Source organism: Colwellia sp. 75C3 (genome assembly GCF_002836255.1).
GTDB lineage: Bacteria > Pseudomonadota > Gammaproteobacteria > Enterobacterales > Alteromonadaceae > Colwellia.
The window spans coordinates 183040-207702 of sequence record NZ_PJAU01000047.1 but is presented as its reverse complement, the minus strand read 5'-3'; the positions used below and the strand labels follow the sequence as shown (position 1 = coordinate 207702).

The window sequence follows — 24663 nt, the reverse complement described above, 5'->3', positions numbered from 1 at the left end:
AGTCTAATTATTTGTATTTTTTAAGGTTATGGCTTTGCTTATGCCTTCAGAACCACAACCTGATGATATCGGCTATAGCTTATCTGATTATGCGCTTAGACAAAATAGGTAAAGTAACAAAAGCATTAATTAGCCCGCCTTTCTTGCTCTGCGGCAATATCCTGATAACACACAACGGTATTACGGCCTTGTTCTTTCGCTTGGTGCATTGCCAAGTCTGCATTATGCAATAAATCATCAAAAGTTATTTGGCTATGTTTCATCGTTACAACACCAACACTAATAGTGACCTTGCTTTGTAACATTATTTCTGAAAAGTCATATTGTGCTATTTTGTCATTAATACGCATAGCAATTGCTTTCGCTTTATTACTGTCAGCGAAAGGTAATAAAGCGACGAACTCCTCTCCCCCTAAACGAGAAAATACGTCGCGAGAACGCATAGTCTCTTTAACTAACTGAGACACTATAACTAATATTTCATCTCCAACCTGATGACCAAAGTTGTCATTAATTTTTTTAAAGTGATCTAAATCCAACAATAACACTGATAATTCGGTTGGTTGTGAAGTAAAATTCACCACCATTTTCTGGCCCCGTTCAAACAAAGCACTGCGGTTTGCTAAACCCGTTAAGCCATCTGTTCGCGTTAATAAGATAAGTTTATTACGTATTCTTAACTGCCTGAAAAAAAGTAATACAAAGACAATAGCGGTACCGATAATCAGCGTCAAATTATCTTGCTGCGCTGATTTTTCATCTTGTACTTCAGCAACTCGGCGAATTTTCAACTTATTTTGACTTTCTAGCAAAGCATTATTAGCTTTTTTTCCCTTTACTTCAAATGATTGCTCTAAAGAAGCAATCATAGCCAAACGCTTATTTTTACGGTAAATATAATATTTTTTCTGATAGGATTTTTTTTCCAAGTACGCTAATTCATATTTACCTAACCTAGCGTAGTGGTCAGCTAAAAGTAAATGCAGTTGTAAGAATTCAGGATGAGATAATTGTTGCTCGGAAATTTTTTCCGATAATTTATCTGCTTGTTTTAAGAGGGTAACAATAGCTGCACTATCAATCTTTTTTCCACTCTCATTTTCTTTTAACAAAACTTGTGCGACCAGAAGTAAGTATTGCTCCGCAGCATTAAGGGGCGCTTTCGATAAAGTCAGTTGTGCAAGTGCTACTTCAATTTTTTGACTATTGTTCGTTACTTCTTTTAATTGAGCAATAAGGGTAAGTAAATCAGTATTTATAGGCAACATTTTCATTACCGGTAAATTCAATGCTTTACTTTTATTCGTTTTCCCTTTTACTTCTGTGGACATATTTTCAGGCTCGCTTGCCTGACAAATCGAAGAAAAAGATAACAATAGGAATAACATCATCAAAACACTTTGACTGATAAATTTCATTAGCCACACACCTTATTTCTTCCTGATGCTTTAGCTTGATGTAATTGTTCATCGGCTCTTTTGATTAAACTGAGTAAATTGATATCATTTTCTAAGCTAGCGATGCCCACACTGACACTAACACTACCCACATAATCCCACGGGTATTCATGAATACTTAAGCGAATACGCTCGCCAATTTCCATTGCCGATTTCATTGTAGTTTTCGGTAAACAAACCATAAACTCTTCACCGCCAAAGCGACCAAAAACATCACTTTTTCGCATCATATTAGCGCTAAGCAAAGCCACGTTCGCTAACACTTTATCGCCGATGCTATGACCTGAACTATCATTTATGTTTTTAAAATGGTCGATATCTATCATCAATATACTTAAATCAGATTGCTTTGATTTTGCAAGCTTAAAAGCGTCTTGAGACTTTATCATTAAACTACGTCTATTGGCCGCGCCAGTAAGTGGATCAATACTAGAAGCAATTTTAAGCTTGTGCTGACTTTGAACTAGTTTCACCAGAACCCAAGCAAAAGCTAAAGCGACTAAAGCACTAATGATGAGGTAAAGTCGTTGCTCTTCATTTTCTAAAGTTACTTTATTCAAACTGGCCTCATGCAGTACTTTTTGGCTATGTAATACCTTACTTTGTTTATCTGCTTTTTCCGCTTCAAGCCTAAGACGAACTTGCGTAATAGAGCGATCATCTTCTTTTTCATATAACTTATCTGTTAACGTTATCACTCTAGACTTTGTCTCATAAGCTTGTTGAAACTGTCCTTTTTTGTGAAAAACGGCGGCTTTGAGGTTGATAATACTGACATAACCCTCTTTTTTAACCATGGGCATGTCCTGATGATTAGCCAATATCTTTTCAATATGAACGATGCTTATTAGTACTTCATCAAAGCGCTCTAAGTCATATAAAACATTAGCCTCATCGAAATAAAACTGTAAGCGAAAATCGAGCTTCTCAGTAAACTGTAAATATTTCTTAGCCATCAACAAGTATTGGTATGCCAGATCAGGGTTACTGTCCGATTTAGCTAGATGTGCCCAAGACATGCCAGAATAAAGAGTAAACATATTATCAGTTGGGGTATCTTTATTTGATTCTTCGATAATAGTTTCGAATACAGCTATTGCTTGTTGATAATTCTCATTATTAATATAATTCGTCGCAATATTATTTAAACTGTTATGTGCGGCTAGTAACATACCGGCCTTTTTAAAGTGTACATACGATTGCTGATAATAAGCCATTGACTGTTCATCTTGCAGTAAATAGGAATAGACAATGCCTAATTCAGTATTAACAGTGCCTTTAAGCTCTTCATCATCGGTTTGTCCGGCAATGTTATAGGCATCATTAAGTAAAACTAAGGAACGTTTTAAATCATCTGTAAGGTAAGAAATTGCGCCTAAGTTAATAAGACCCGTGGCAACTTGTATTTTATTGTGTAAAGACTCAGCAACTTCCAAGCCATTTTTATACTCTTTTGTGGCTTGACTAATGTCACCTAGACTCTCGTAAGCAAAGCCCTTTAGATATAATAATTCACTAATAATTATGCTTGGACTGGCAAGCCTTTTCGCTATTGATAGTCCCTTATCTACCGTTTTCTTAGCAATACCATATTTATTCTGCTCAAGATATATCTCGGTGAGTAACTTAAAATAGAGTAAGTTTTGTTCAACAGTTAGCGCATCAAGTAAGTTTTCATAAACAGTTAGTTTTTTGAGGGAGCCGACTAGGTCTGATTTTTTAAGCTCTTTGACTTCTTCTGCAACAAGATTAAATTCTTTCAGATCAATTGTTTCTTGAGCAACACTAAGCATTGGCAATAGTAGGCAGGCAACAATGATAAAGATTTGTATCGCTTGATAGTTTTTTTTAGCAAAGCACAACAAACAGAAATTCCTTAATAAGCAGTTCGGTATTCACCGATAAATGCGATTAAAGCAGTATAAAGCTATTTCACCTGAGAGTTAAACCGTAATATTTACATATTCATGCTATTTTTCGAACAAAATAACTGGCAAGTAAAGTGAATATGAAGGCAAAAGACATACAGGCGAGCAAGCCTACTTGCTGATAAATTAACCCCGAGAGTATAGTCCCAAGTAACCTGCCCAAGGCATTGGCCATATAATAAAAGCCAACATCCATAGAGACACCTTCATCCCTAGCAAAGGCGACAATAAGATAACTATGCAGTGATGAATTCATCGCAAAAACAGCACCAAATATAAAGAGCCCTATGATAAGCACTTCATTACTTTGTGGAAAAAGATAGATAGCGAGACATAAAATCAACGTTACCAACGCCAATAATACTGACCAGAGTATGACTTTCTGATGTGAGTATTTTTCTCCACTACCACTAAGAAGTGACAGAATTTTTGGTGCATTCGCTTGAATGATTCCATAAAAGATAATCCAACAGGCGAGAAAAGTACCGATTGCTTGATGTTGCCACTGTAATTGACTTGCCAAATATACAGGTAAAGCAATAACAAACCAGACATCACGACCCGCAAACAGAAATAGACGCGCCGCGGATAAATAATTTAACGATGCATTCTTTGAAAATAACTCACTAAATTTTGCTTTATAGCGGGTTTTACCGAGTTCACCACGTAACATAGGGTAAGTACTTAAAGCGACAATGATTAATGCAATTGCCATTAACAGCACTGATAATTGAAAGTCAAACGTAGTGAGTAATAAGCCTCCTAGAAAAAAACCAACACCTTTAAGGGTGTTTTTTGAGCCAGTAAGTAAAGCTACCCATGTGAATAACTTGTTATCTCCCTCTTCCTTATTTGCCTTAACAACCAGCAACTTAATGCTCGATTTAGCGCTCATTTTGTTAAGATCTTTGGCAATACCCGACAATGCTTGCGCAAACATGACATAAGCAACGCTTAAGTATTCACTTGGCAGCGCTAACATCAGCAGGGCTACAACCTGAATAACGATACCAATGAGCATGGTTTTGTTTAAACCAATGCGAGCACCAAGCCAACCACCGACAAGATTAGTGACGACACCAAAGACTTCATAAAGAATGAATAATGTCGCTAACGCAAAAGGGCTATAACCTAACTGATAAAAATACAGCAACACCAACATGCGCAGTGCGCCATCTGTCAGGGTAAATGCCCAATAGTTAGCGGTGATTGCACTATATTTTTTTACCGGTTGCGATAAAGAGCTAAATGAAGCCAAACTATGACTCGTTAAGCTTTGCTTCAGAAGTGCCGGTTAAGCTATTTGCCATTAAGGTCATCAGCTCAGCGGTACGATTCGCATAACCCCATTCATTGTCATACCATAAATACATTTTCAGTTGGCTGCCATTAATAACCATGGTCGATAGGGCATCAACAACACAAGATCTGGCATCGGTTTTATAATCAACTGACACTAAAGGTTTAGTTTCATAACCCAAAATCCCCTTTAGCTCACCTTCCGCGGCATCAGACATTAGCTGGTTTATTTCTTCAATAGTGACATCTCGTTGCATTTCAAAAACACAATCAGTTAATGAAGCGTTTGCCAGTGGCACTCTAACCGCATGACCATTTAATTTTCCTCTTAATTCAGGAAATATATCAGTAATAGCTTTAGCTGAGCCGGTAGTGGTTGGAATTAAAGACTGACCACAAGCACGTGCGCGGCGTAAATCTTTATGCGGGGCATCTAATATGGTTTGGGTATTGGTAATATCGTGGATGGTGGTCATGCTGCCATGTTTTATACCTACCGACTCTTGCAATACCTTAACCACTGGCGCCAAACAGTTAGTCGTACATGAAGCTGCAGTGACTATACTATGCTCATCAAATTGATATAAGTGTTGATTAACACCCATAACGATATTAACCATATCACTATCAGAATCATCGCCGGCTAACTTCATCGGCGCAGTAACAAGTACCTTTTGAACTCCTTGAGTAAAGTAAGCTTGTAGCTTTTCTTTATCGCGCATTACGCCTGATGCTTCGATAACAAGGTCGCATCCAGACCAATCTGTTTCAGCTATATCAACGTTTTGGCTTACCGTTAACGTACTACCTTCAATATACATAAGTTTGTTTTCAGCTGTTGCCTCATATTGCCAACGACCATGAATAGAGTCAAAATTAAGTAAGTGCGCCAGCGTTGGTGCATCACCTGCAGGGTCATTAATTTGCACAAACTTCACTTCCGGCCAATGCCATGCAGCCCGTAAAATTAACCTTCCCATACGACCAAAGCCGTTTATACCTACTTTAATTGTCATTTATCAACTCTTATTTCATCTGTTATTAGTGGTGAGACTTCAATTGAACTCATGTTATAAGACATAAAAAATCCTCTATAAAGAGGATTTTCTAAGTTAACTATATTACATATTTGTGACGGCTTAATGACAAACATTAATCACTGTAACTTATCTGCTTAGTGCCCTGAAAATACCAGCACTTTAACCGGTAGTAACAACGCTTGCATGCGCAGGATTATTGCAATTAATAGTCCTTAAACCATAAGCTGACAAAAACCGTTCCCCTACAGGTACTAATTTTACTGGTTCTACTTATTAATCAATTCCCATGAATAAATCCATATATTGACAACCAGCGCATAAAATAAAGCATAATGTGTCAAAATAATCATCACCTTGCATTATATATTAAACGCTATTGTGATTGTGGTAAATACAATTTACTCTCTATCCCCTCTCTCATTCATAATGCCTTTAATTTTTCCTCTAATATCTTGCAACTCAACGTCAGGATCGGATAAATCAACAATAATTTGTTCCATATCGTGTCGTTGCTTACGATTAAACAGGAAGTTCTCTTCACATTTCAGAGTACCAAGAATTGCAGAACTAAGGGCAGCTAATGCGGCAAACATGGTAGATATCTCTTGAGAATAACCACGAAAATCAATCCAACTTTCAATAGCAGGGATCAAAGCAGCAAAACTAGCCATGAAAATAGAGAGTAGCAACAGGCCCCTCATAGTTATCTTCCAGGCTGTTGCATATCGTGAAAATTGATTTCGCTTATTGATACAATAAGCTAAGTAATCATCAGCTTGAGCACTGACAGATAAGTCTACTTTATTAAAAAACATAATAAGTCCTTATATTTAGACAAAATCTTTCTAGCACTATAGTTACTCCCATATAAACAAGTCACAACTTGCCAATATCCGTTAAAATAAATAGTCTCTGGAACTGAATTTTTAATACTATAAATTGTTAGTGCTATTTTTACTTAAAGTTAAGTACACTCAACACGTTAAGTTTAAAATAGATCTCTATCAAAATTCTTTGAATCAAAAAGTTGTTCAGCCCCTTTGGCATTTAAATTTTCCCCAAATAATTTAACAGTAGTTTCCTTGGGGTGTACATCACGATTTGATACTAAAATAATTTTTCCATTGATATCCATTATTTATTCCTTATTATTGAAGAATTAGCACAAGGAAACCCTCTACCTCCTTGTTAGTAATATTAAAAGTAGTAGCTAGAGAGTAAGTTAGCTAATAACTTAACTGAGAAACTCACTGTGTCACTTGAAAATATAACAAGCTATCACTAAAGTTTTTTCATCATTATTCTAAAAAAGCGTCATTGACTGATAATAAGGAAAATTCATGGAAGTTATTTTTAATGGAAAAAATGATAAAATAAATGAGTGCGTTAAATTTATTAACGAGTTGTTTGAAGGTAGTAATTCTGAACACGTTGATTTTTGGCAAGATATAACATCAGCACCACAATTTGATTATTCAAAAACCTCCTCAAAAACTATTTCTGAGCAAATACGAAACTGTAATACTAACGTTACCATAAAACTATATAAACCTTGGTGGCGATTTTCAAAAGCCAATGCATATGTTACAGGCAAGCACCCTAATACTTTATTTTTGAATAAAAGAAAGCTTTATAGAAGCCATGAAAGCATTGTGAATACTATCTTTCATGAGTGTGTACATATTGCCGATTATGGAGACGATGACAACAAAGTTACTTTTGGTCATGGCAGTAACGCCTCTAGAGGAAAGGAAAATACAGCCCCTTATTGGATAGGAAAACTAGCAGGGCAATATTTCCTTCATCAAGATGATGATGATATGGAAATAGAAAAAGTTGAATTAGATGATGATTTAATTGAATAAACAATATATTTTTCTTAAAGACAGATTATTTAATCTAAATTAAATAATCTGTCAAAGTAACATTGTCAACTTTTTAGTAGGGTATTTGCGTTTACTAAGAAGTTTAGCTTCAGCTAAACCCGAATTATTCAATTTTACAGTACCACCGAGCATAATAGGCACAAATTAAAAAGCCTCGTTTTTACCCCCAGATAAAATAATTGCATGATTTAGAGCCTTAACTAAACGTTCAGGTATATTATCAATATTATTAATATAAATTCGGTGGTAATCATTAGGTGTAAATACTTGAAGTCTTATGCAGCCTGCTGTTACACCCGATTCAATAAAAGTATTCACGCGAGGATATGCCAAGCTGAAGTCGATTTTAAAGGGGCTTCTTTTTAAATCCCTTCCTCCGCTTACCACAGTGTACGACAAGACTTTAGATTTATAATCAAAGGTCACATCTTGTAGTTCTTTATGATAAACAAATCCTACTCTTTGGTTAGTGTTAGTGTGATCGTAATGGCAAACAGACTCTTCGAATTTTTTCACAATAAAATCCATGGTATGTTCTAGTGATGGATCCTCATTTGCCAATGAATTAAACGATATAAAACTCATAAATATAAAGTTGATTATCATTGTTTTTTTCATCTTCGAACTTCCCTCTTGAATGTTTTTCAAGCAGATTGACATAGAAATTATCAACTATCAACTATCAACTATCAAACATGATGATTTGATGAAACATCTTTAAAGCGCTACATTAATAACCAATAAAAACAATATTAAAAACGCCTGCGGCGTAAAAATGGGCTGCGCCCAAAAGGGAAACATTCACTGCGTTCATTGCTTGTCCTGGGCTAAACGAAAGCCGAGACTGAGGTAACGCTCATCGCGCGTAACGGAGTGGCGATCGGCAGAGCGCAGGTTCGACACTGAATCGCCCCACGAACCACCCCGAATAACACGATTTTCACAATCACCATCAAGCCAACTACTGCCATCATTAGGTGCGTTTTCGTAGGTGCTATTCCAACAATCGTTAGTCCATTCCCATACGTTACCAGCCATGTCATATAGGCCATAAGGATTCGCCATAAAGCTTCCTACAGGAGAGGTATGAGTATAACTGTCACCACATTCACCGCCTTTGCAATTGGCAAAAGTGTCGTAAGTAAAATCTTCATTGCCCCAAAACCAACGCGATGTTGTGCCGCCTCTTGCCGCATATTCCCACTGCGCTTCTGACGGAATGCGATAACGTTTGCGGGTAGTTTTCCCTAACCAACGGGCATAACTACGGGCATCATCAAAACTTACGTTTATTACCGGACGGTTACCGCGCCCCCAACCTTCATCTTCTGGTATTGGTTTACCCGTTGCACGGGCGTATTCATCATACTGGGCAAAGGTGACTTCATGTTTACCCATGTAAAAGTCTTTCACACACACTTTATGAATGGGTTGCTCCCGTTCCGAAACTTTACTGCCCATTTGAAAACAGCCACCTTTAATAGCGACCATTTCAGGTTCATTTACTGCAAAAGCATTCGTTGTAAAAAACAACACGCCTACTGATAAACATAATTGGGGTAAGTATTTTATTTTTATTAGCTGCATCTTATCGCTCATTCCTTTATATATGAATGTATATTAACTGTGCAACTAGCAACTAGCAAAACTATTTGATTGGTTACTTATAAAGCACTATAGTCATTAGCAATAAAAAATAATTAAAAAGGATTTACCATGCCTATATCTAAGCCCATTACCACCCTACTGCTTTCCTTAGCGACAACCTCACTAGTTTTTTCTGCTTTGCCTGCAAGTGCAAAAATCAAACAACCTTGGGGTTTTGTTTCTTGTTCAGGTTATATACAAAAAACATATGACACCAAGCAAAATGTCGCCATTTACTCAAGTGTTTTTTATAACTCAGAACCCGCTGTTTACAGCTCAGGTAAGGTAATTAGCTCATTTAGTAAATATCGCAGCGCTAACTATCCTAAGTTTAATGAAGATAAATGTACTTACTGGGATTATGAAACTGAGCGTAAAGCCAAAGATGAATTGAACGATAGTATTGCAAGTAGCAAAGGCTATGAGTTTAAGGTGATTAGAACGGGTTTTGAGTATTAGTAAATTAATGTTGAAAAACAAAAAGGATAGTTCATGAAATTTGGTCGTTGGTCGTTGCAAGCATGGTGCTATTAGCCCCTTTTGCCAATGCAGAAAGCGGTAGTTTAAAGCTTCAATGTAAAACTATTCATACAGGTGCGTTCGGTTCTGGAAAAGAATTTACGCCCGAGGAAGTAACAGTTTTACTAATATTTACAAAAAACATGAAAACTTTAAAGCCTACCGACTGGGTTGAGGGGTGTAAAAATGTAGAAAAATCTGATGAATTCTATAGTTGTGACGGAAAATATTTTTCCGGTGATCGTAGCTATACCATAAAGACGAAATTGAATAGAAGGACACTTAATTTCACTAAATACAGGTTATTTAGCGATGGCATGAATGACTTACTAAAAGGCACTTGTGAAGTTGCCAGTGAACCTAAAATTTAGAGGTATCAAAACAGGTTTTTAGTATTAATAAGTTAATTTAAAAAATAAAAAAGGATAGTTCATGAAAGTCACTATAATTCCCATTCTACTGCTTTTAATAAATTTCAACGTTAATGCTAATACTCCAACACTTATAGACTTAACAAATAAAATTGACCAAATAGCCTATTTACATGTTCCCAAATCAGATGTTTACCAAGGGCAGTATTTCGTGATTTATGATGCGACAGATAGAGCGAATAAGTACGGTCACGTTGCAATGATAGATAAAAACACCTTCGCGGTAACTAAAATATTAAAAATTTATCAGCATAGACGGGTCATTGAGGAAATACATAGCGATGACAAGGGCGTTTTATATGTCAAAGACTCTAAAGGAAATATTTACCGCTCTAAAAACAAGGGGGGAAATTGGTTACAGCTAGATTTGAATCGACAAACCAAGTTATTTGAATTTAAAGGTATTAAAGAAACCCATGATAAATATCGAACGGGTTATTCCAGTTATAATTCAGACATTAGGGTTAATAGCTCAGGGGATGTATTACTTTATAATTCATATAGTGGCGATAGAATAAGTGTAATAAAAGCAGGAGAAAACACCGCGCCCTTAGGTCCGTTACTTAATACCATTATAGATAAAGAAATTAGAAACATTAGAGATAATATCTATATGGGCGATTGCCGCAAGGTAATAATCAACGATGAAAAAGGAACATACCAGTCGAGCGATTTTGGTACTACTTTTCTAAATATTCCCAGTGAAAATTATACATGGGGAGCAACGGATGATTGTAAAATACTCTCTAAAAAGGGCTATTCAACTTACTTCGTAGGACAAAACAAACTAAGTGATAGTCGAAGTGATTTAAACATAACGAGGAATGGCCTTATGCATACCAACATATCTAAATATGATAGCTCTAGTAATTTACATATTGGTCATACTAGCAATTTAGCGTTAACTAAAACTGAAATTGAAGTTAAGAATTATAAACAAATTAAATCTTTAGATACTTTAGTTATCACAAAACGAAAATAAAAAAAGGATATAACATGAAAATTGGTCGTTGGTCGTTGGTCGTTGGTCGTTGGTCGTTGCAAGCATAGCTTTTTTACCTTTATTTGCTAATGCAGAAGAAACTGATTTGAAGCTAAAGTGTAAAGTAAATGAAGAGATCAGCAATGATAGAAGATCATTTAGAAAAGAGCGTATTGAATATCTTACATTCACTGATGGCATGAGTCGTGTAAAGTATGGCCGTCTAAATATTAAGTGTGAGAAGCTTACAAAGACAGAAGATCATTACGTTTGTAATTCAACAACTGACTCAGACATAATGAAACTTGACAGAAGGTCATTAAAGTTAAAAGGTTCAATTTTTACTGAACACAGAACAATAGACTTTGAAGGTGTCTGTGAAATTTCTACTATGCCTAAGATATAAAATGGGATGATAAAACAGAGTAAAAAAACAAGAGAACCAAAATCTGACATCAAAATATTAAAACTCAATCTTATTGTTTAAATAATGTTTTCAACTTAAAAAGGAATTTAAAATGTTCAGTAAAATGACAACTTATCTAATTGTTGTAGCCTATGCTCTATTTCTTAGTGGCTGTGCGTCAAATGTCTATTTTCTTGATGCCGCAAGTAAAAATGATGAACTAAAAAACAATAATGCCACCTCTGGCAATACCGTTAAGTTATATATTGATGCCTTCGGTAATTTGTACCCTGATAATGGTTATCAAACCAACCAAATAAATGAAGACCTTTCTGGTAGTCTTTACGATCAAAGTACTGCTGGAAACCTATGTAGTTCTTCAAATAGAGCACTAACGGGTGATGCAAAACTCCTGTGTAAAACTGTAGTAAATGAAACCTGTGACGTGAAGAATAAGCCATGCTTCCCAAATGAACAATGGTTGAGTGCACAAACACAATTATGGAAAAATGCAGGAACTAAAATTTATAGTTACGCTTCAAATAATAAGGCTAAGCGAATATTTTTCTTAATACACGGTTTCAACAATACGGTTAAAGACAGTGCGCCAATGTACGAACTAGTTAAGAAGGAAGTTACAACTTTAACCGGAGAAGAAAACAAACCACTTTTTGTTGAAATTTATTGGGACGGATTTGAAGGCTTACCCTTATCTGGCGCATGGAGTAGTGCTCAATCATCAGGCCCTTTAGTAGGTTTCAACTTAAGACAACTCTTTAAAGGAGTACAAACCGCCTACGCTAATAACAATGTCGAACTACCAAACGTGAGTGTTTTCACTCATAGCTCTGGAGCCTTTATTATTGGAGCTACACTTGGCGACCCTTATGGCGCTTTGCCTGACTTAAAAGATCCTAAATCTCCTGAATATGCCCATTTCAAAAAATTAAGAAATGGTCAAAACAAAACCCACCCTATTCCGAACTTCCCTCAATTTAGAGTCGGTATGATAGCCGCAGCTACACCATCTGAAACATTCACTCATTTTAATGAGAACCCAACAGGTGAAGAAACGGGCATATTATCAAACAATACTTCGTTAATTTTTAGCATTAATGAAAATGATTTCGCATTAAACAAAGGGTTTGGCTTACAGAACGTTAATGCGCTTGGTGCCTCTGGTGCAGGAGCTGATTTAGCATTGTATTGTGATGAACTAGCTTACCTAAAAGATGGTCAAGTAGAGTCTTACGCTTTTAATTTTGCTCATCCTAAGTCATGGTTTTTAGATTTATGGGATGAGCATAATGTTAAGTCATATTTATCACATGATAATAAAAAGGTATTTTTACAATCATTGCTGGGTATGGACTTCACCTATAAAAATTTGTGCAGCAATAAAAGCTAGATAGCTTTTAACTTAAAGATGAATGTTTTTAAGGAATAATAATGAGACAATTGGCTCTGATAATTACATATCTAGCTATAACTATCTGCAAGGTTAAACCTGATAATGCCTGATTTAGAGTGGACAAAAATAATCCCTATTTTCATTGCCGGATTTTTTGGCGCATTTATAGCCCCGTTAATGAAGTTTAGACTTGATAAACGAAATGCTAAAAAATCATCAAAACTTGAAAGCCGTCCTGCGCTATATGAAATGCTTGTTCACTATTTACTTTATGATGAATGTGATCCCAATGTAAATTTAGGACTTCTAAAAAGTAAATTGCTTGTTTATGGTAAAGATGATGTCATTGAATTATCGACTAATTATATGCATAAAAAGGCTGAGAATAACGGTGAACATATATTTGATGAATTGTATGTTGTTATTAAAAAAATTAGAACAGAGTTAGAAATGGGCACTGATTTTAATAAAGAAGTATTACAATCTTTTGTTGAATTAACGAATAAAACTAAAAACGATCACTAAATTTTACAGGAATTAAAATAATGAAAAAGACAATCACCTTAGCGATATTGTTAACGACTATAACATTCAATGCTTTGGCAACTGAAGGTCCTTCTTTGGAGGACTGCCAAACCCTAAAGTAAAAGCTACGGCTGGTAAACAATTTGAAAAATCATGAATTCACAGATAAACAGCCAAATAAAAATAGGATTATTACTGATATGAAAAACATTATTTTGATGCTGTTACTACTCCTGCCTTTGAGTGCTCATACGAAGGAGCCAACATTAGAAGCTACGTTAGAGTTTATTCAGAATAAGTTCATTACAGAAAGCCCTTTCATTTTTTATAAATATGATTCTGGTGAATTAAGCGAAACGATAAGTAGTAAAACTACATATTCATTTGAATCTAACTTAACCACTGGAAGAATTACTTTTGAGTACACTAAAACCTACATTACATCTGGTAATACAGAACATCATAAGTATGAGTTTTTCTTAAAGGATTTAGATCCAAGTAGTATAGAACTTATCGAACATGGTCAACTGCAAATCCGATTAAATACAACATACAACAAAAAAACCATTATAACGTTATCGACTCTACAAAATAGTGAGTTGAAGTTAAGTTCCGCTTCATTATTTTTTCCAGAACAAAAAAGAGAGTTAGCGACAAGAATAAGCAAAGCATTCAAACATGCCATTACCTTAGCAGGTGGTAAAGAAGAGGCATTTTAAGGCTGATGAAAAATTGATGATTGTGATTTTCATCACTTTGATGGTGGAAAGCCAGTTTCTATGTCTGGTCGTGTAGACTTATTTAAGAAAGTACGCGCAGAAGGTAAAACACCTATTAATGAGGCGTGGAATGGCTATGAGATTCACAAGCACTAGAGCATTAAAAACAATTTAATTAACTACAAAAAAAAAGGAAATAAAATGAAAATTATTCATTATTCATTATAGCGACTACAAGTTTTAATAGTTTTGCTTCCAAAACAACATTCAATTGTAATTTGAATGACAATGCCAACTTTGAGGAAAGACCTTATATTAAAAATGGGAAGGGATATACAAACAAATCCTGGGTATCCTCAGAAGATAAGGATTTTTCATTTACACTTGCCGAAGACAAAGCAAGCATCACTGGTTCTATGACTTTTCCTTCAGATAACAAATGCAGATTGGATGAGCAAATTCTTTTTTGTCACTCTACTGATGGTTATTATTCAGGAAATTACAAATTAGAGTTAAATCGTTCAACATTAAAAATAACTATACGCGAAGGTGATGGACACAGAAGTAAGGGTCATTGCGAAATAGCTACAAAAGCATTTTAGTTAATACAAGTTTAACTTAAATAACATAACCACTGCATATATATAAATTTACTTATGCAGTGACTGCTATTTTTAGATCAGCCCCTTACACCAGTAATAGCGCTTCTCGGCTTAATCATCAATTTTTTAGGTACTGATTTTCCGTAACTTCGAATAGCTGAACGGATAATATCGTAAAGCTCTCTTGTCACCGTTTTCTTGACTTCATTACCACATATCCCAGAAACGTATCTGGTGAAGCGAGTTTTAAATTCTTTATCTAATGCCTTTTTATTTTCACTGGTTAGGTAAGTGGTTAAATCAAAGGTTATGTCACCGCTGCTTGATTTAGCGTCCCCACCCACTGAGCTGATTTTTATTTGATTACCGGCCAACTCTTCAATGTCAAAGCCAGCAGTGATCATTGGTTGTCCATATTTTTCTCTGCAATCAATAACGCCCTTGGTTGGTGCTTCAAAACTGTCACCTGTTATTTTTAATACTTCACCATCTGACTGAATAAACTCCGCTTTAAAAAAAGGATAACGCAATTCTATATGCGTTATTTTTCCATGCTTGTCACTTGAAAATAAATCAGAAAGAAATTCTACTTCTTCCCCTGATGCGAACGGTTTATTCTTTTTAGCCGATTTCGAATCGCCACTTACAATTTTGGTTGTGCCATCACTACTTTGATAAAACTTTTGCTCTATTCCTAAGCGTTTAGCGGGTATTGTCGCAGCATTTTTTATTTTCCATTTTATTCGTGCAATACCTGCTTTGGTGAATTTGGTTTTATAGGAAATAACCACTACGGGTCTACCTTCGCTGTCACTGAAGGTTTTATACTCTTTCCAGTCTGTCCACTGTTGCTTTTGCTTTTGCCAATCCCAATTTCTTATGTCTTGAGATGATTGTGCGCATAATGGTAATAACATGAGTATTATTATGAAGTAACGCATTAACAGTCCTTATTACGCTTTTTTAAGTCTGCTATCACAGTAAAGTAACATTGACCAAAGGTTGATTACTGATAGTATTGAATGACTTGGTTATAAATGCAATAAGTAAGGATATTAATAAAACGCCTATTCATTTACTACTGCTACTTAGCCTGTTAACTGTGGTGTTATAGCCAAGCTATTAAAAGTATTGAAAGATTACTGTGCATTTTTGTATTTGTTCTCAAGAAAACTCAATTAAAAATCATCTTAATATTATGCATGAGAACTAGGTATATCCTGAGCTTGATTTACTTGTGCCAAAAGCCAGAAAACGAATAAAAAATTTAAAGCTAGATTAAAAAACGGACAGTTATTTACTGTCAACAACTTACTACTAAGCACAGAGGAGCAAAAATGATTGTAGGTGTAGTACTTTGTACAGAATGCGGCATAGTTGTAGATGTTGTTGACCCTAATGGTGGTGGCCGTATTTGTTTAGACTGCTGTAATTGGCATGGTAAACAAGAGTGCTGTAATCAATGTAACAGCAATAATACCAAGGAGATGCTTTATCTAGCCGGCAAGCCCGATGAAAAATGCCCAAAATGTACAAAAGGCTTACTGCATTTTTGTATTTAGCGTTTTGACACGCACCACTTTTTTATTTTATTTTCCCCTTAAAAAAGTCTGCAAATGGATTGTAATGTACTTTAGGGGCATTCAGGTTAAAAGTGCTGTAGTCTTGTTTTTTATAACGTGATTTAGCATCCTTTTCAACCATCGAAATAGCAAATTCATCGCAAGCACCAAGCTTTAGAAAATTTTCTTGGCCCACAGATAAATACAGGCAATTAAACTCACTGTAATCATATGGGTGTTGCGCCCCATCATCTTGCCAACAGCACACTGAGCAGTATTCATATTTATCGCGCTCGGTTAGTGTTAAATAATCACAGCAGGGGCAAGCAAAGAGTTCCTTAGTGTCGCTCATTATTAACTCCATTTAAATTTTAGATGAAAAGTTATCATAGTTTTCATTCCCCCCACCAAGGATAAACAATTAAAACTGAATACCACTAATTTTGAGCTGCGCATTCTCCACAGAGTAATAAACTAATCCTGTTTGAATTTCATGCGCTTCAAATTCAAAACACCGTACTAGCTCAACTTCTGTTAATGATGCGTTAGGATACAATTGAAGTGTTGCGTCATCACATTGCGTTAAGGGTTGATAAGACTTAACAATACTAGTCCAGCGGACAATTTTGCTAAGCAACCTAACCTGTAGCATTTTAAATGTTAACTTTTCTAAACAATTTATCACAAGAGTATTTCCAACGCTCACATCAAAATTTTTCCCACAGGCCATTAACGCATCAAATACTTTTTGAGCATGCACGAACTCGCCTGTTTTTTGTTCTGCACTGTTTTTGTCATTAAGCACATTGTTACTGTCACCTTCAAGGCACTTTTCTAATGACTTACCCGACATGCCTTTAACCTCATCACAATCAATCGGCGTTGAATAAGCGAAGCTGTCACCAATAAAAAATACTAACGCAGTGAGCAAGAGTACATTTAACTTCATCAATTCTATTTCCTCTTTATGTTCAACATAATTTTGCATGCTCTAGCTCATACCACTGACTCAAACAGGTCGCTACGTATTCAGGTTAATTAAAGGCATTACAAACATAGGGCATAACTACCCTTCGCTTACTGCTGGTTGGAAGAAAAGGCTCTCGGCTTGAAAAGCTGGTGTATTTATCAAAAATATTATAATGGAATAAACAACGTTTAACTTGTTCAGTACCGTCGGTTTTTGGCTCTACCTCTACTTCGCCATAATTAAGGCAACCGGTAATAGTACCCTCTCGCAGCGCGTAAACAATATCACCGTTATCATAAAAACTTTCAATATGGTCAAGAAAGTACTCTTCGAATAACTCGCCTACTTGAGCATCAGGCTCGTTATTAATAAATTTTTGTGTATCGAAAAAAACAAAAAATGGGTGACCTTCATCGGTAAGCATTAAATAGATATACTTACCATTTTCAGAAAATTCAATGTGCGAAAGGTATGATGATTCGTCGTCGATAAAATGAGTTAACACGGTAATATCGGCGTTTTTATTTTTAACAAATAACGTTGTTTTTTCGGAAAAAAAAGGCTCGTAAGTTGTGAATGCTAAAATACACAACTGTTTTTCTTCATGAGTTTTAACAGGGGTATCAATATTGATGGGGATTGATTGACAGCGAATATCGTCAACCACATCAGGGTGATTCATAATATACGTTGCTAATTCTGGGCTAAATTGCTTTGCGAATGCCTCAACAGTATTAGTACTAGCCTTGGCATTCGTTGCTACATCTTCATTGTTTTTCTGGTAATTAGGGTTACTACAACAGCAACCCGCTAACGTTGCCAATACCGTTAAGGTAATAGAAAGGGTTATTATTTTTTTTATCATCATTTTAATTTGTTAAGTTCCCTGACGTTGTTTTATAAAACATCAATAATACCATGCGGTTCAAAGTACGTTAAAGGCAAAGTTAGTTACAAGGTTTTACCTTAAGTGGTTAGAACGCTATTAACTGGCGGTAATGTTAATGAGAAAGCTTTATTTTATTGAGGATATCGGTAATAGTGCCGCCGCCAACACCATCAGGGTCGTAATTTTTTTTCTCAAAATCTATTTCAATTTCCCTTGTATAAACAATAAACTCGTTAAAGTAATCGCTCTTAGCGTAATCATTCGCGTAATTACGATTAAATCCCCGTACGCATTCTTTAACAAAATGTACGGCTGAAACTACAAGTTTATGGTTGTTATGCCCAGAAGTGCTTTCAATCGCGTTGCTCACTAGTGTTAAATTTCTTTCTTGCACGCTATCGCATATTTGATGAATGTGATCGCTGAACTGCGCTAACTCGCTTTCAGTTAATTCAATGGTTAACAATAGTTCTTTGAAAAACAAGTATATCCTAGATAAACTAAGCATTATGTCTGATACCTTATTGACGTTATAAATAGTTATGTCCTAGTAACCCTACGCGCTAAAATAGAGTAACCAAACGAAAAACCTAGTACATCACAGCGCAATAGGACAAAGTACAGCCACCTTAAGCAAGTGCAACAATAACTTCATATTCCCATCCGTTTAATCGATATTAATTTCTAGCGTGTGCCTTTATACGCTTAAGCTCAACAATAAATTGCCTCAAAAACACCCTGAGTTTAGCTTCGTTTGGATACGAGAACGTAAATATATCAACCAAATTTTGCCTTGGTGCTTCAAGCTCTTGCTCTATATCAGTTATCATTTTTTCAAGGTCGATATCGTCACGAAGATAAAACTCCTGTGCGATTGCAACCGCTCTTAGTGCAGGGTTTTTATCAAAAATCACGCCATAGATCACTAATGTTATTGGCATTAGCCATCGGTCATGTAATTTTTTATTTACTGTTAACGTGTAATGAGATTGGCAATTTGTACATTGGTAGAAGCTAACGCTGCTTTTAACATCCTCATCCATTAATTGGAGTTTGCCCATACAGCGAAAGCAATGTTCTACACTGCACTTTTTATTGTGCATTATTTTTCGGTGTTTTGTGGCAATGCTATTCCAAAAAAAGGACATAAATGTACTCTAGAATTATCGATAGTAACGGCTTAGATATTTAGTGTTAAGTGTAACGCTTCTGCGGTCAAATTACGCCTACTTGGAACTTCAGTTACTAGCCATTAAGAGAAGTCCGCGCTAATTTTATCAATTTCAGTGCCTGTGATAGAGCCATGCTTGAAAGCGTTGCCCCTGAAGGTAAGTTGAGTATCTAAAAAAAGCGGAATAACAATTTACGTTAATATATTATAGAACCTAGCTTTTGCGTTTCCCAAAACCAAGTGTTTCCTAATGAGTAAATAGCATTCATCACCTCATTACGCCACCTACAGCCATATCTCACGTTTATAAGCATAAAAACAACCTACGACATCAAAATATAATTACATTGCTTTAAAATGCTCTATACATAGGCTAACTGCCGACAATGGCTATAAAAATTCAATGCACCACTAAGAAGCACCAATTGCAAATTGTTAAATAATAGGTTGCCGGGTAAAAAGATATTTTTTGGCGATTTCGATTTAGAGCGAGTGGCAATGTTTGCCAATATAAACATTGCTCAAGTTGAGGCGTTAAAGTTTAGACAGGTTAGTAACCTTCTAGCGCGTATTCAGGATATTTCTTGGCGTATTTTACATACTTGCCACCGTACTCTTCTTGAAGCGATTCTTGTAAGTCTGCAAGTTCATCAAAATCATACAGCGCAGCAAGAGACTTATCATCACGAATACTTTGAATATAATCAAGCAAGGTTTCAGCTTCACCTTTCGGGTTAATATGAACAATATTAATATCTACGTTAACTTGATATTCATCATTAAATTCATCTTCAAGTAAAAATTCAAAAAATACTTCTTCTTGAATATTCATATCAATGATACGGCGCAAGACAGGTTGGGGCGTTAGGTATTTTAAATTTCCATAAGTACAAATAAATTGCGCTTTATTAGTATTCCAAAATTCAATAACTTTTTTCCGGGTGTCTTTTGAGTTGACATCCTGCTTTATAAACTCAGCGATTGTTGACTTAAACGCCATTGGCCCAGATAATTTATCCGTAGTTTCTGAGTTTGATAATTGATCACAAAGTCTGTTTGCTAACACCTCAAACTCCTTACTCTCGAAGTAAGATTTCACTGACTCTGTAGCAAAAGAACATATTGGTAAACTAGCTAAGAGGGTTATTAAATAAATAAAACGTTTCACATTAATCCTTTTTTGTAAATATTATTTTTAATAGCCATACTTTTGTCTCACCTTTTGCTTATCACCTAAAAACGGACACCAAATAAACCACCGTTTTCACTATCCGTAATATTTAATTTTACACGATGATTTTCTAACCTAAAGTCTGGATACATTGACATATCAGGCATATCGTCTGAGTTCATTGTTACAATATATTGAAAACCATATTCTTTGGCCATTTTAGAGCCAATAATTAACGCTTTAGCAATTTGCCTTTCATCAACACCATCAAACATTGCGCTGTCATGAACCAGAACATCAGGTCTTTTAGGCTCTTTTGCCCATAACTTCATTAATGTCATATCAAAGCAAAAAATTTGCATCTTTGATTTTCCCGTACTTTTTTTGCCCGGAATATCAAACTCAAACTTAGGGCCATTGTCGGTAGGATCTATCGTGAATTTTCCTGACTCATCATATAGTTGATTAGAAAAGTCCGCAAATGCAATTATAGCGTCACTAATTGCTTTATCTCTTTCGGTATGATCAATTCTCATTCTTTTTTGAAGTTTATGGCGATCTATTTTTAAATCGCTTTTCTTTTCTTCAAGGTTTGCGGTTGCATCCAGTTTTTTACTTAATAGTTCTATTTCCGCATCTAATTTGGATAGCATGTTCTGGAGCAGCATATATTGCTCTAATGCACCATGAGACTGTAATAAACGCATAATTTCTGAACGCTCATTGTCTAGCGATATTTTTTCCTTTAACCGCAGACCAATTCTCGTGTTGATTTCGTCTATCTCTTGTTTTAAATGTTCTCGTCTATTACTGACAATAGAATCATGAAATGCAGATACTTCATCAAATCGCCTAGCAATTAGCTCAGGTAACTCAAACTCTGCTTCTTGAAACAATTTACTCACTTTACCTTTATCTGGCTCAGACTCTTCTTCAATAATCCTTTCTAGCTGAGCAAGCCACTCTTTATCGGTGGTATCGGCTGCCGACAAAGATGATAAGATCTTACTTAGCTCCGCCACTCTTGATTCTTTTGTTTGGTATTCAGGTAAAACCCTAAATTCAGATATTGAATTTCTAAGTGCGGATACTTTAGTTTTTTTAAGCAAAATATCCGTTTTCAACTCTGACGCAGATCCCATAATTTCTTTTAAAGAACCATCATTCGCGGCTTGCTTAAGCGCTTTAATGAACTTATCTTTTTGCCTAATATCTTCAAATTCTCTAGCAATTTTCCAATTTAATTTGAGTAAATAAGTCAATGCTACCTGAACACTGCATGTAGATTGTTGAGAAAAAGTTTTTTCAGGTGTATCAAAACCTTTGGGCGACCTTGCATAATACGAAAAAAGTGAACGAAATGAAGGGCCACTTTTAATTTGTCTTGCTGCATCAGTAACATTAAATATTTCTTTGCCAAGTACCGCAGTCCATTCGTTATTGCTAATGTACTTTTCGCCATCACCCTCAGTTAATGGCATAAAGTTATCAGGCATTGATTTGACAAAAATTTTATTAGCTGTGTCACCACACCTTTCTAAAGTGACAGTTTTCCCGGAGAGTTCTAGTTCCAAGCCGAATCTGTTGTACAAAAGATCAGGTGCTTTGAGTATATTCCCTTTACGTAAATCGCTACCGAGTAAAGCATTTATTAGCTCAACTAAACTACTTTTCCCTGCGCCATTTCTGGTTTTACCTTCGGTCGATTGATCATCTTTTTCTGCAAGAATTAGGTTAAGTCCCTCATGAAACTCAACTTGTTTAAAGCTTGGTAAGTCACTATAAATTTTATGCAGCATTACTTTTCACCTTTTGAATCAATCCATTTCTTTCGTCAATAGCACCTACCATGTATAAAAAATCTAATGCCAGGATAAACCAGTCATATGGCACGTCACTAAAACGTAACGATGCTTTATGCTTGTTTTGTAAACTACTCCATATCGAACTTACCGTTGAACGTGAATCAACTAATTCAAGGATCTCTGATGAAACAGAAATAATAGAGCGTTCTGGTGATAAGTGTTTAGTCGGTAAAATCATAACTTCCAACCTACTGGTGCATTTTCGAAAATATCACATCGTTCAAAAAAGTAACTTAGTACAGCAAGTGACGAAACCTGAGCCGAAATATCATCACTATTTCCTCCCGAAAATGAACGTAGCCCAGAAAATATTTTGTCAGGTGTAACCCCTTCTGTCGCTAGTGATTTATATTTATTTCTGAATGATTCCGCCAACTCTTCACCATACTCTGGATCAGGCCAATGTAGTAATAAGTCTTCCACTAAATTCTCTTTGCGCCTACCTGCACTTAACAATACTTCAACGTCATCAGAAAGCTTATTGAACTCAAGCTTATCAACAGATACAGGAGCAATAGTCATTTTTTTAATTTCTTTGCGTGACATTGCTCTTAATAAGGTTTTGATAGGTTCATGTGTTAGTGAAATCATATCTTTTTGAGTAGGAGCGGGACCGAAAAGATCAACTAATTGTTCTATATTTAAAGAAAGTATGATGTCTTTTATTTCACTTGGCCCCCAGGGAGGAGTGATTTCAATAGTTGGATTTTCATCTCTTAACTTTAGGATAAGATCCAACCCATATTTTGGCAGACCTTCAGGGCTATTGTGTAAGAATACCCACTTCTCTAGGCGATCTCCCCATTTGTCTACAGCCCCTAGAAAATCACCTTCAATTTTTTTTTGTAATTTACTTTTATTAAAACCTGAACTGGGAGCATATGATTGATATACACACTTTTCAGGAATTAAATAACCGTCAGCCTTACCATCGCCATCTCGACCAGCCGCTTTGATTAATTGAAAGTTATCAGAGTATTTCAACTTCATCACTTTACAAAAGAAATCTTCATATGCTTGTTCGTTTTTCTGTTGCAGCGCTACGTCAATATGCATGCCGTACCAAGCCCTTGTAATATTATCCATATATTTCCCTATCCTTTATAATTTTTAATGCCGTACCCTGGGGCAATCGACAAACTATCAATTCCCTGCAATTCATGAACGTTATCAAGCCTAAGCTGATACTGCTCGCCAACTAATGCGCCTTCTAATGTGCAATCTACGTTCCATTGTCTCATTAAGTAACCTAAAAGCGCTTCTCGTACGTTTAATTCAACTTTTCCGTCTACCATCGAGTAATCGAGTTCTATCGCTTTAAAATAAGTTATAGAGGGATGAGGTACTAATGTGATGTTGTGAATGCTGTTCCATTGCTTATCAAATTCTCTTCCCTGTATTGTCGCAATTGGCTTTTCAATTGCTGTAACGTTTTGTATTCGTGTACAAACAAAGTCTCTGAAAGCTTTATTCTTTTTATCGTAAGCACGTACATGCCAGCGCTGGCCGTTATTTGCGAGGCTATGTGGAACAATAGTGCGTTTAGTTTCGCCAGAAGACAATGAAATATAGTCACATGATATAGCTTGTCGATTGTTGATCGCACGCATGATGGTGGCGATAACATCTGAGCTTGGATGTATTAATCTTGTAGCATCAATGCAGACATTAGATGGCGTAATTCCATTGGAAAAACCATCACCGAAGCCACGGCATAAACTGTTAAGCGTGGCTTCTGGATTGTGTTCAAATACGGGAGAAAATTGAGCAGTACGGTAATACTGTTTTGTTTCGTGTTTTAAAGTGAGGTTATCTGAAGCTAGTTCTCGATACAAAGTTAAGTCACGCGAGCATGACGCTAACCCCGTTTTGAAGTGGTTAACTAAGTCGGCACGTGATATTTTCCCGAAAAATTGCAAGCAAAAATCAATGAACGCCAAGCGTTCACGTTGTGCGTAGTTGATATTTGTTAAATCTATCAAGTGACATTCAACATTATTTTTATGTTTATTAAGTACCAATCTAGCTGATAAAAAACACACAAGCAATCATTTTGATAATATCTTTTAGATTCTATCTATTTGATACTAAGAAACTTAGTGACTCTAACTTATCATCACTAAGGCAGCAAACGCTGACAGTATAATTAATAACGGTAATAATATATACCAAATACATGATAA

General features: G+C 35.7%; 29 protein-coding genes. 10 read left to right on the top strand and 19 right to left on the bottom strand.

What is annotated here, in order from left to right:
• Positions 1 to 125: 125 nt before the first annotated feature.
• From CXF85_RS10240 to CXF85_RS22770, 6 genes are all read right to left on the bottom strand, one after another.
• Complete coding sequence (locus tag CXF85_RS10240) at positions 126 to 1418, bottom strand: GGDEF domain-containing protein (protein WP_101228426.1); 1293 nt, start codon at positions 1416 to 1418, stop codon at positions 126 to 128.
• Positions 1418 to 3319, bottom strand: a complete 1902-nt coding sequence (locus tag CXF85_RS10235) for a tetratricopeptide repeat-containing diguanylate cyclase (protein ID WP_232771148.1) — start codon at positions 3317 to 3319, stop codon at positions 1418 to 1420. The genes CXF85_RS10240 and CXF85_RS10235 overlap by 1 nt, the downstream gene beginning before the upstream one ends.
• Before the next feature lie 103 nt (positions 3320 to 3422).
• On the bottom strand, positions 3423 to 4643 hold the full coding sequence (gene arsJ / locus CXF85_RS10230) for an organoarsenical effux MFS transporter ArsJ (RefSeq protein WP_101228425.1): 1221 nt from the start codon (positions 4641 to 4643) through the stop codon (positions 3423 to 3425).
• 1 nt (position 4644) lies between these two features.
• Positions 4645 to 5700, bottom strand: a complete 1056-nt coding sequence (locus tag CXF85_RS10225; RefSeq protein ID WP_101228424.1) for an ArsJ-associated glyceraldehyde-3-phosphate dehydrogenase — start codon at positions 5698 to 5700, stop codon at positions 4645 to 4647.
• 422 nt (positions 5701 to 6122) lie between these two features.
• Positions 6123 to 6539 carry a hypothetical protein gene (locus tag CXF85_RS10220; RefSeq protein ID WP_101228423.1) on the bottom strand — a complete coding sequence of 139 codons (417 nt, stop codon included), beginning with the start codon at positions 6537 to 6539 and terminating at the stop codon, positions 6123 to 6125.
• A gap of 173 nt (positions 6540 to 6712) precedes the next feature.
• Positions 6713 to 6859 carry a hypothetical protein gene (locus CXF85_RS22770; protein WP_157829070.1) on the bottom strand — a complete coding sequence of 49 codons (147 nt, stop codon included), beginning with the start codon at positions 6857 to 6859 and terminating at the stop codon, positions 6713 to 6715.
• 205 nt (positions 6860 to 7064) lie between these two features.
• On the opposite strand from CXF85_RS22770, the gene CXF85_RS10215 reads away from it, so the two are divergent.
• Positions 7065 to 7589: a hypothetical protein gene (locus tag CXF85_RS10215; RefSeq protein WP_101228422.1), complete on the top strand. Its 525-nt coding sequence runs from the start codon at positions 7065 to 7067 to the stop codon at positions 7587 to 7589.
• 165 nt (positions 7590 to 7754) lie between these two features.
• Here the strand turns inward: CXF85_RS10215 and CXF85_RS10210 are convergent, their stop codons facing one another.
• Complete coding sequence (locus tag CXF85_RS10210; RefSeq protein ID WP_101228421.1) at positions 7755 to 8228, bottom strand: hypothetical protein; 474 nt, start codon at positions 8226 to 8228, stop codon at positions 7755 to 7757.
• 192 nt (positions 8229 to 8420) lie between these two features.
• Positions 8421 to 9197 carry a formylglycine-generating enzyme family protein gene (locus CXF85_RS10205; protein WP_157829069.1) on the bottom strand — a complete coding sequence of 259 codons (777 nt, stop codon included), beginning with the start codon at positions 9195 to 9197 and terminating at the stop codon, positions 8421 to 8423.
• Between the two features lie 129 nt (positions 9198 to 9326).
• Here CXF85_RS10205 and CXF85_RS10200 point away from each other — a divergent pair, with 129 nt between their 5' ends.
• The 8 genes from CXF85_RS10200 to CXF85_RS10165 all read left to right on the top strand — a co-directional run bounded on the left by CXF85_RS10200 (position 9327) and on the right by CXF85_RS10165 (position 14852).
• A complete protein-coding gene (locus CXF85_RS10200) occupies positions 9327 to 9716 on the top strand; it encodes a hypothetical protein (protein WP_101228419.1) in 390 nt (129 codons plus the stop codon).
• 62 nt (positions 9717 to 9778) lie between these two features.
• Positions 9779 to 10147: a hypothetical protein gene (locus tag CXF85_RS10195; RefSeq protein ID WP_101228418.1), complete on the top strand. Its 369-nt coding sequence runs from the start codon at positions 9779 to 9781 to the stop codon at positions 10145 to 10147.
• Between the two features lie 61 nt (positions 10148 to 10208).
• A complete protein-coding gene (locus CXF85_RS10190) occupies positions 10209 to 11189 on the top strand; it encodes a hypothetical protein (protein ID WP_101228417.1) in 981 nt (326 codons plus the stop codon).
• A 28-nt stretch (positions 11190 to 11217) separates the two neighbouring features.
• Complete coding sequence (locus CXF85_RS10185) at positions 11218 to 11595, top strand: hypothetical protein (RefSeq protein ID WP_101228416.1); 378 nt, start codon at positions 11218 to 11220, stop codon at positions 11593 to 11595.
• 112 nt (positions 11596 to 11707) lie between these two features.
• A complete protein-coding gene (locus CXF85_RS10180) occupies positions 11708 to 13003 on the top strand; it encodes a hypothetical protein (protein WP_101228415.1) in 1296 nt (431 codons plus the stop codon).
• A 105-nt stretch (positions 13004 to 13108) separates the two neighbouring features.
• Entirely contained in the window at positions 13109 to 13531 is a 423-nt protein-coding gene (locus CXF85_RS10175) for a hypothetical protein (protein ID WP_101228414.1), read from the top strand.
• Positions 13532 to 13674: 143 nt separating this feature from the next.
• Positions 13675 to 14250 carry a hypothetical protein gene (locus tag CXF85_RS10170; RefSeq protein ID WP_157829068.1) on the top strand — a complete coding sequence of 192 codons (576 nt, stop codon included), beginning with the start codon at positions 13675 to 13677 and terminating at the stop codon, positions 14248 to 14250.
• Between the two features lie 278 nt (positions 14251 to 14528).
• Entirely contained in the window at positions 14529 to 14852 is a 324-nt protein-coding gene (locus tag CXF85_RS10165) for a hypothetical protein (protein ID WP_101228412.1), read from the top strand.
• A 77-nt stretch (positions 14853 to 14929) separates the two neighbouring features.
• Here the strand turns inward: CXF85_RS10165 and CXF85_RS10160 are convergent, their stop codons facing one another.
• Positions 14930 to 15793: a hypothetical protein gene (locus tag CXF85_RS10160; RefSeq protein WP_101228411.1), complete on the bottom strand. Its 864-nt coding sequence runs from the start codon at positions 15791 to 15793 to the stop codon at positions 14930 to 14932.
• A gap of 396 nt (positions 15794 to 16189) precedes the next feature.
• Here CXF85_RS10160 and CXF85_RS10155 point away from each other — a divergent pair, with 396 nt between their 5' ends.
• Positions 16190 to 16414 (top strand): hypothetical protein, encoded by a 225-nt coding sequence (locus tag CXF85_RS10155; protein WP_101228410.1) that lies wholly within the window; start codon positions 16190 to 16192, stop codon positions 16412 to 16414.
• A 22-nt stretch (positions 16415 to 16436) separates the two neighbouring features.
• Here the strand turns inward: CXF85_RS10155 and CXF85_RS10150 are convergent, their stop codons facing one another.
• The 10 genes from CXF85_RS10150 to CXF85_RS10105 form a co-directional block, all read right to left on the bottom strand.
• Complete coding sequence (locus tag CXF85_RS10150; protein WP_198555579.1) at positions 16437 to 16766, bottom strand: CPCC family cysteine-rich protein; 330 nt, start codon at positions 16764 to 16766, stop codon at positions 16437 to 16439.
• A 69-nt stretch (positions 16767 to 16835) separates the two neighbouring features.
• Positions 16836 to 17402, bottom strand: a complete 567-nt coding sequence (locus CXF85_RS10145) for a hypothetical protein (protein WP_101228408.1) — start codon at positions 17400 to 17402, stop codon at positions 16836 to 16838.
• A 46-nt stretch (positions 17403 to 17448) separates the two neighbouring features.
• The gene (locus tag CXF85_RS10140; protein WP_101228407.1) at positions 17449 to 18252 is read right to left on the bottom strand and encodes a hypothetical protein; all 804 of its coding nucleotides are present in this window, start codon (positions 18250 to 18252) and stop codon (positions 17449 to 17451) included.
• A 133-nt stretch (positions 18253 to 18385) separates the two neighbouring features.
• Entirely contained in the window at positions 18386 to 18757 is a 372-nt protein-coding gene (locus tag CXF85_RS10135) for a hypothetical protein (RefSeq protein WP_157829067.1), read from the bottom strand.
• Positions 18758 to 18950: 193 nt separating this feature from the next.
• Positions 18951 to 19421 carry a hypothetical protein gene (locus CXF85_RS10130; RefSeq protein ID WP_157829066.1) on the bottom strand — a complete coding sequence of 157 codons (471 nt, stop codon included), beginning with the start codon at positions 19419 to 19421 and terminating at the stop codon, positions 18951 to 18953.
• A 573-nt stretch (positions 19422 to 19994) separates the two neighbouring features.
• A complete protein-coding gene (locus CXF85_RS10125; RefSeq protein WP_157829065.1) occupies positions 19995 to 20510 on the bottom strand; it encodes a hypothetical protein in 516 nt (171 codons plus the stop codon).
• 167 nt (positions 20511 to 20677) lie between these two features.
• Entirely contained in the window at positions 20678 to 22414 is a 1737-nt protein-coding gene (locus CXF85_RS10120; protein WP_101228403.1) for an ABC-three component system protein, read from the bottom strand.
• Entirely contained in the window at positions 22404 to 22658 is a 255-nt protein-coding gene (locus CXF85_RS10115) for an ABC-three component system middle component 6 (RefSeq protein WP_101228402.1), read from the bottom strand. The genes CXF85_RS10120 and CXF85_RS10115 overlap by 11 nt, the downstream gene beginning before the upstream one ends.
• Entirely contained in the window at positions 22655 to 23566 is a 912-nt protein-coding gene (locus CXF85_RS10110) for an ABC-three component system protein (protein ID WP_101228401.1), read from the bottom strand. Before CXF85_RS10110 ends, CXF85_RS10115 begins: the two co-directional genes overlap by 4 nt.
• An 8-nt stretch (positions 23567 to 23574) precedes the next feature.
• A complete protein-coding gene (locus tag CXF85_RS10105; protein ID WP_332870688.1) occupies positions 23575 to 24522 on the bottom strand; it encodes a WYL domain-containing protein in 948 nt (315 codons plus the stop codon).
• Positions 24523 to 24663: the final 141 nt, after the last annotated feature.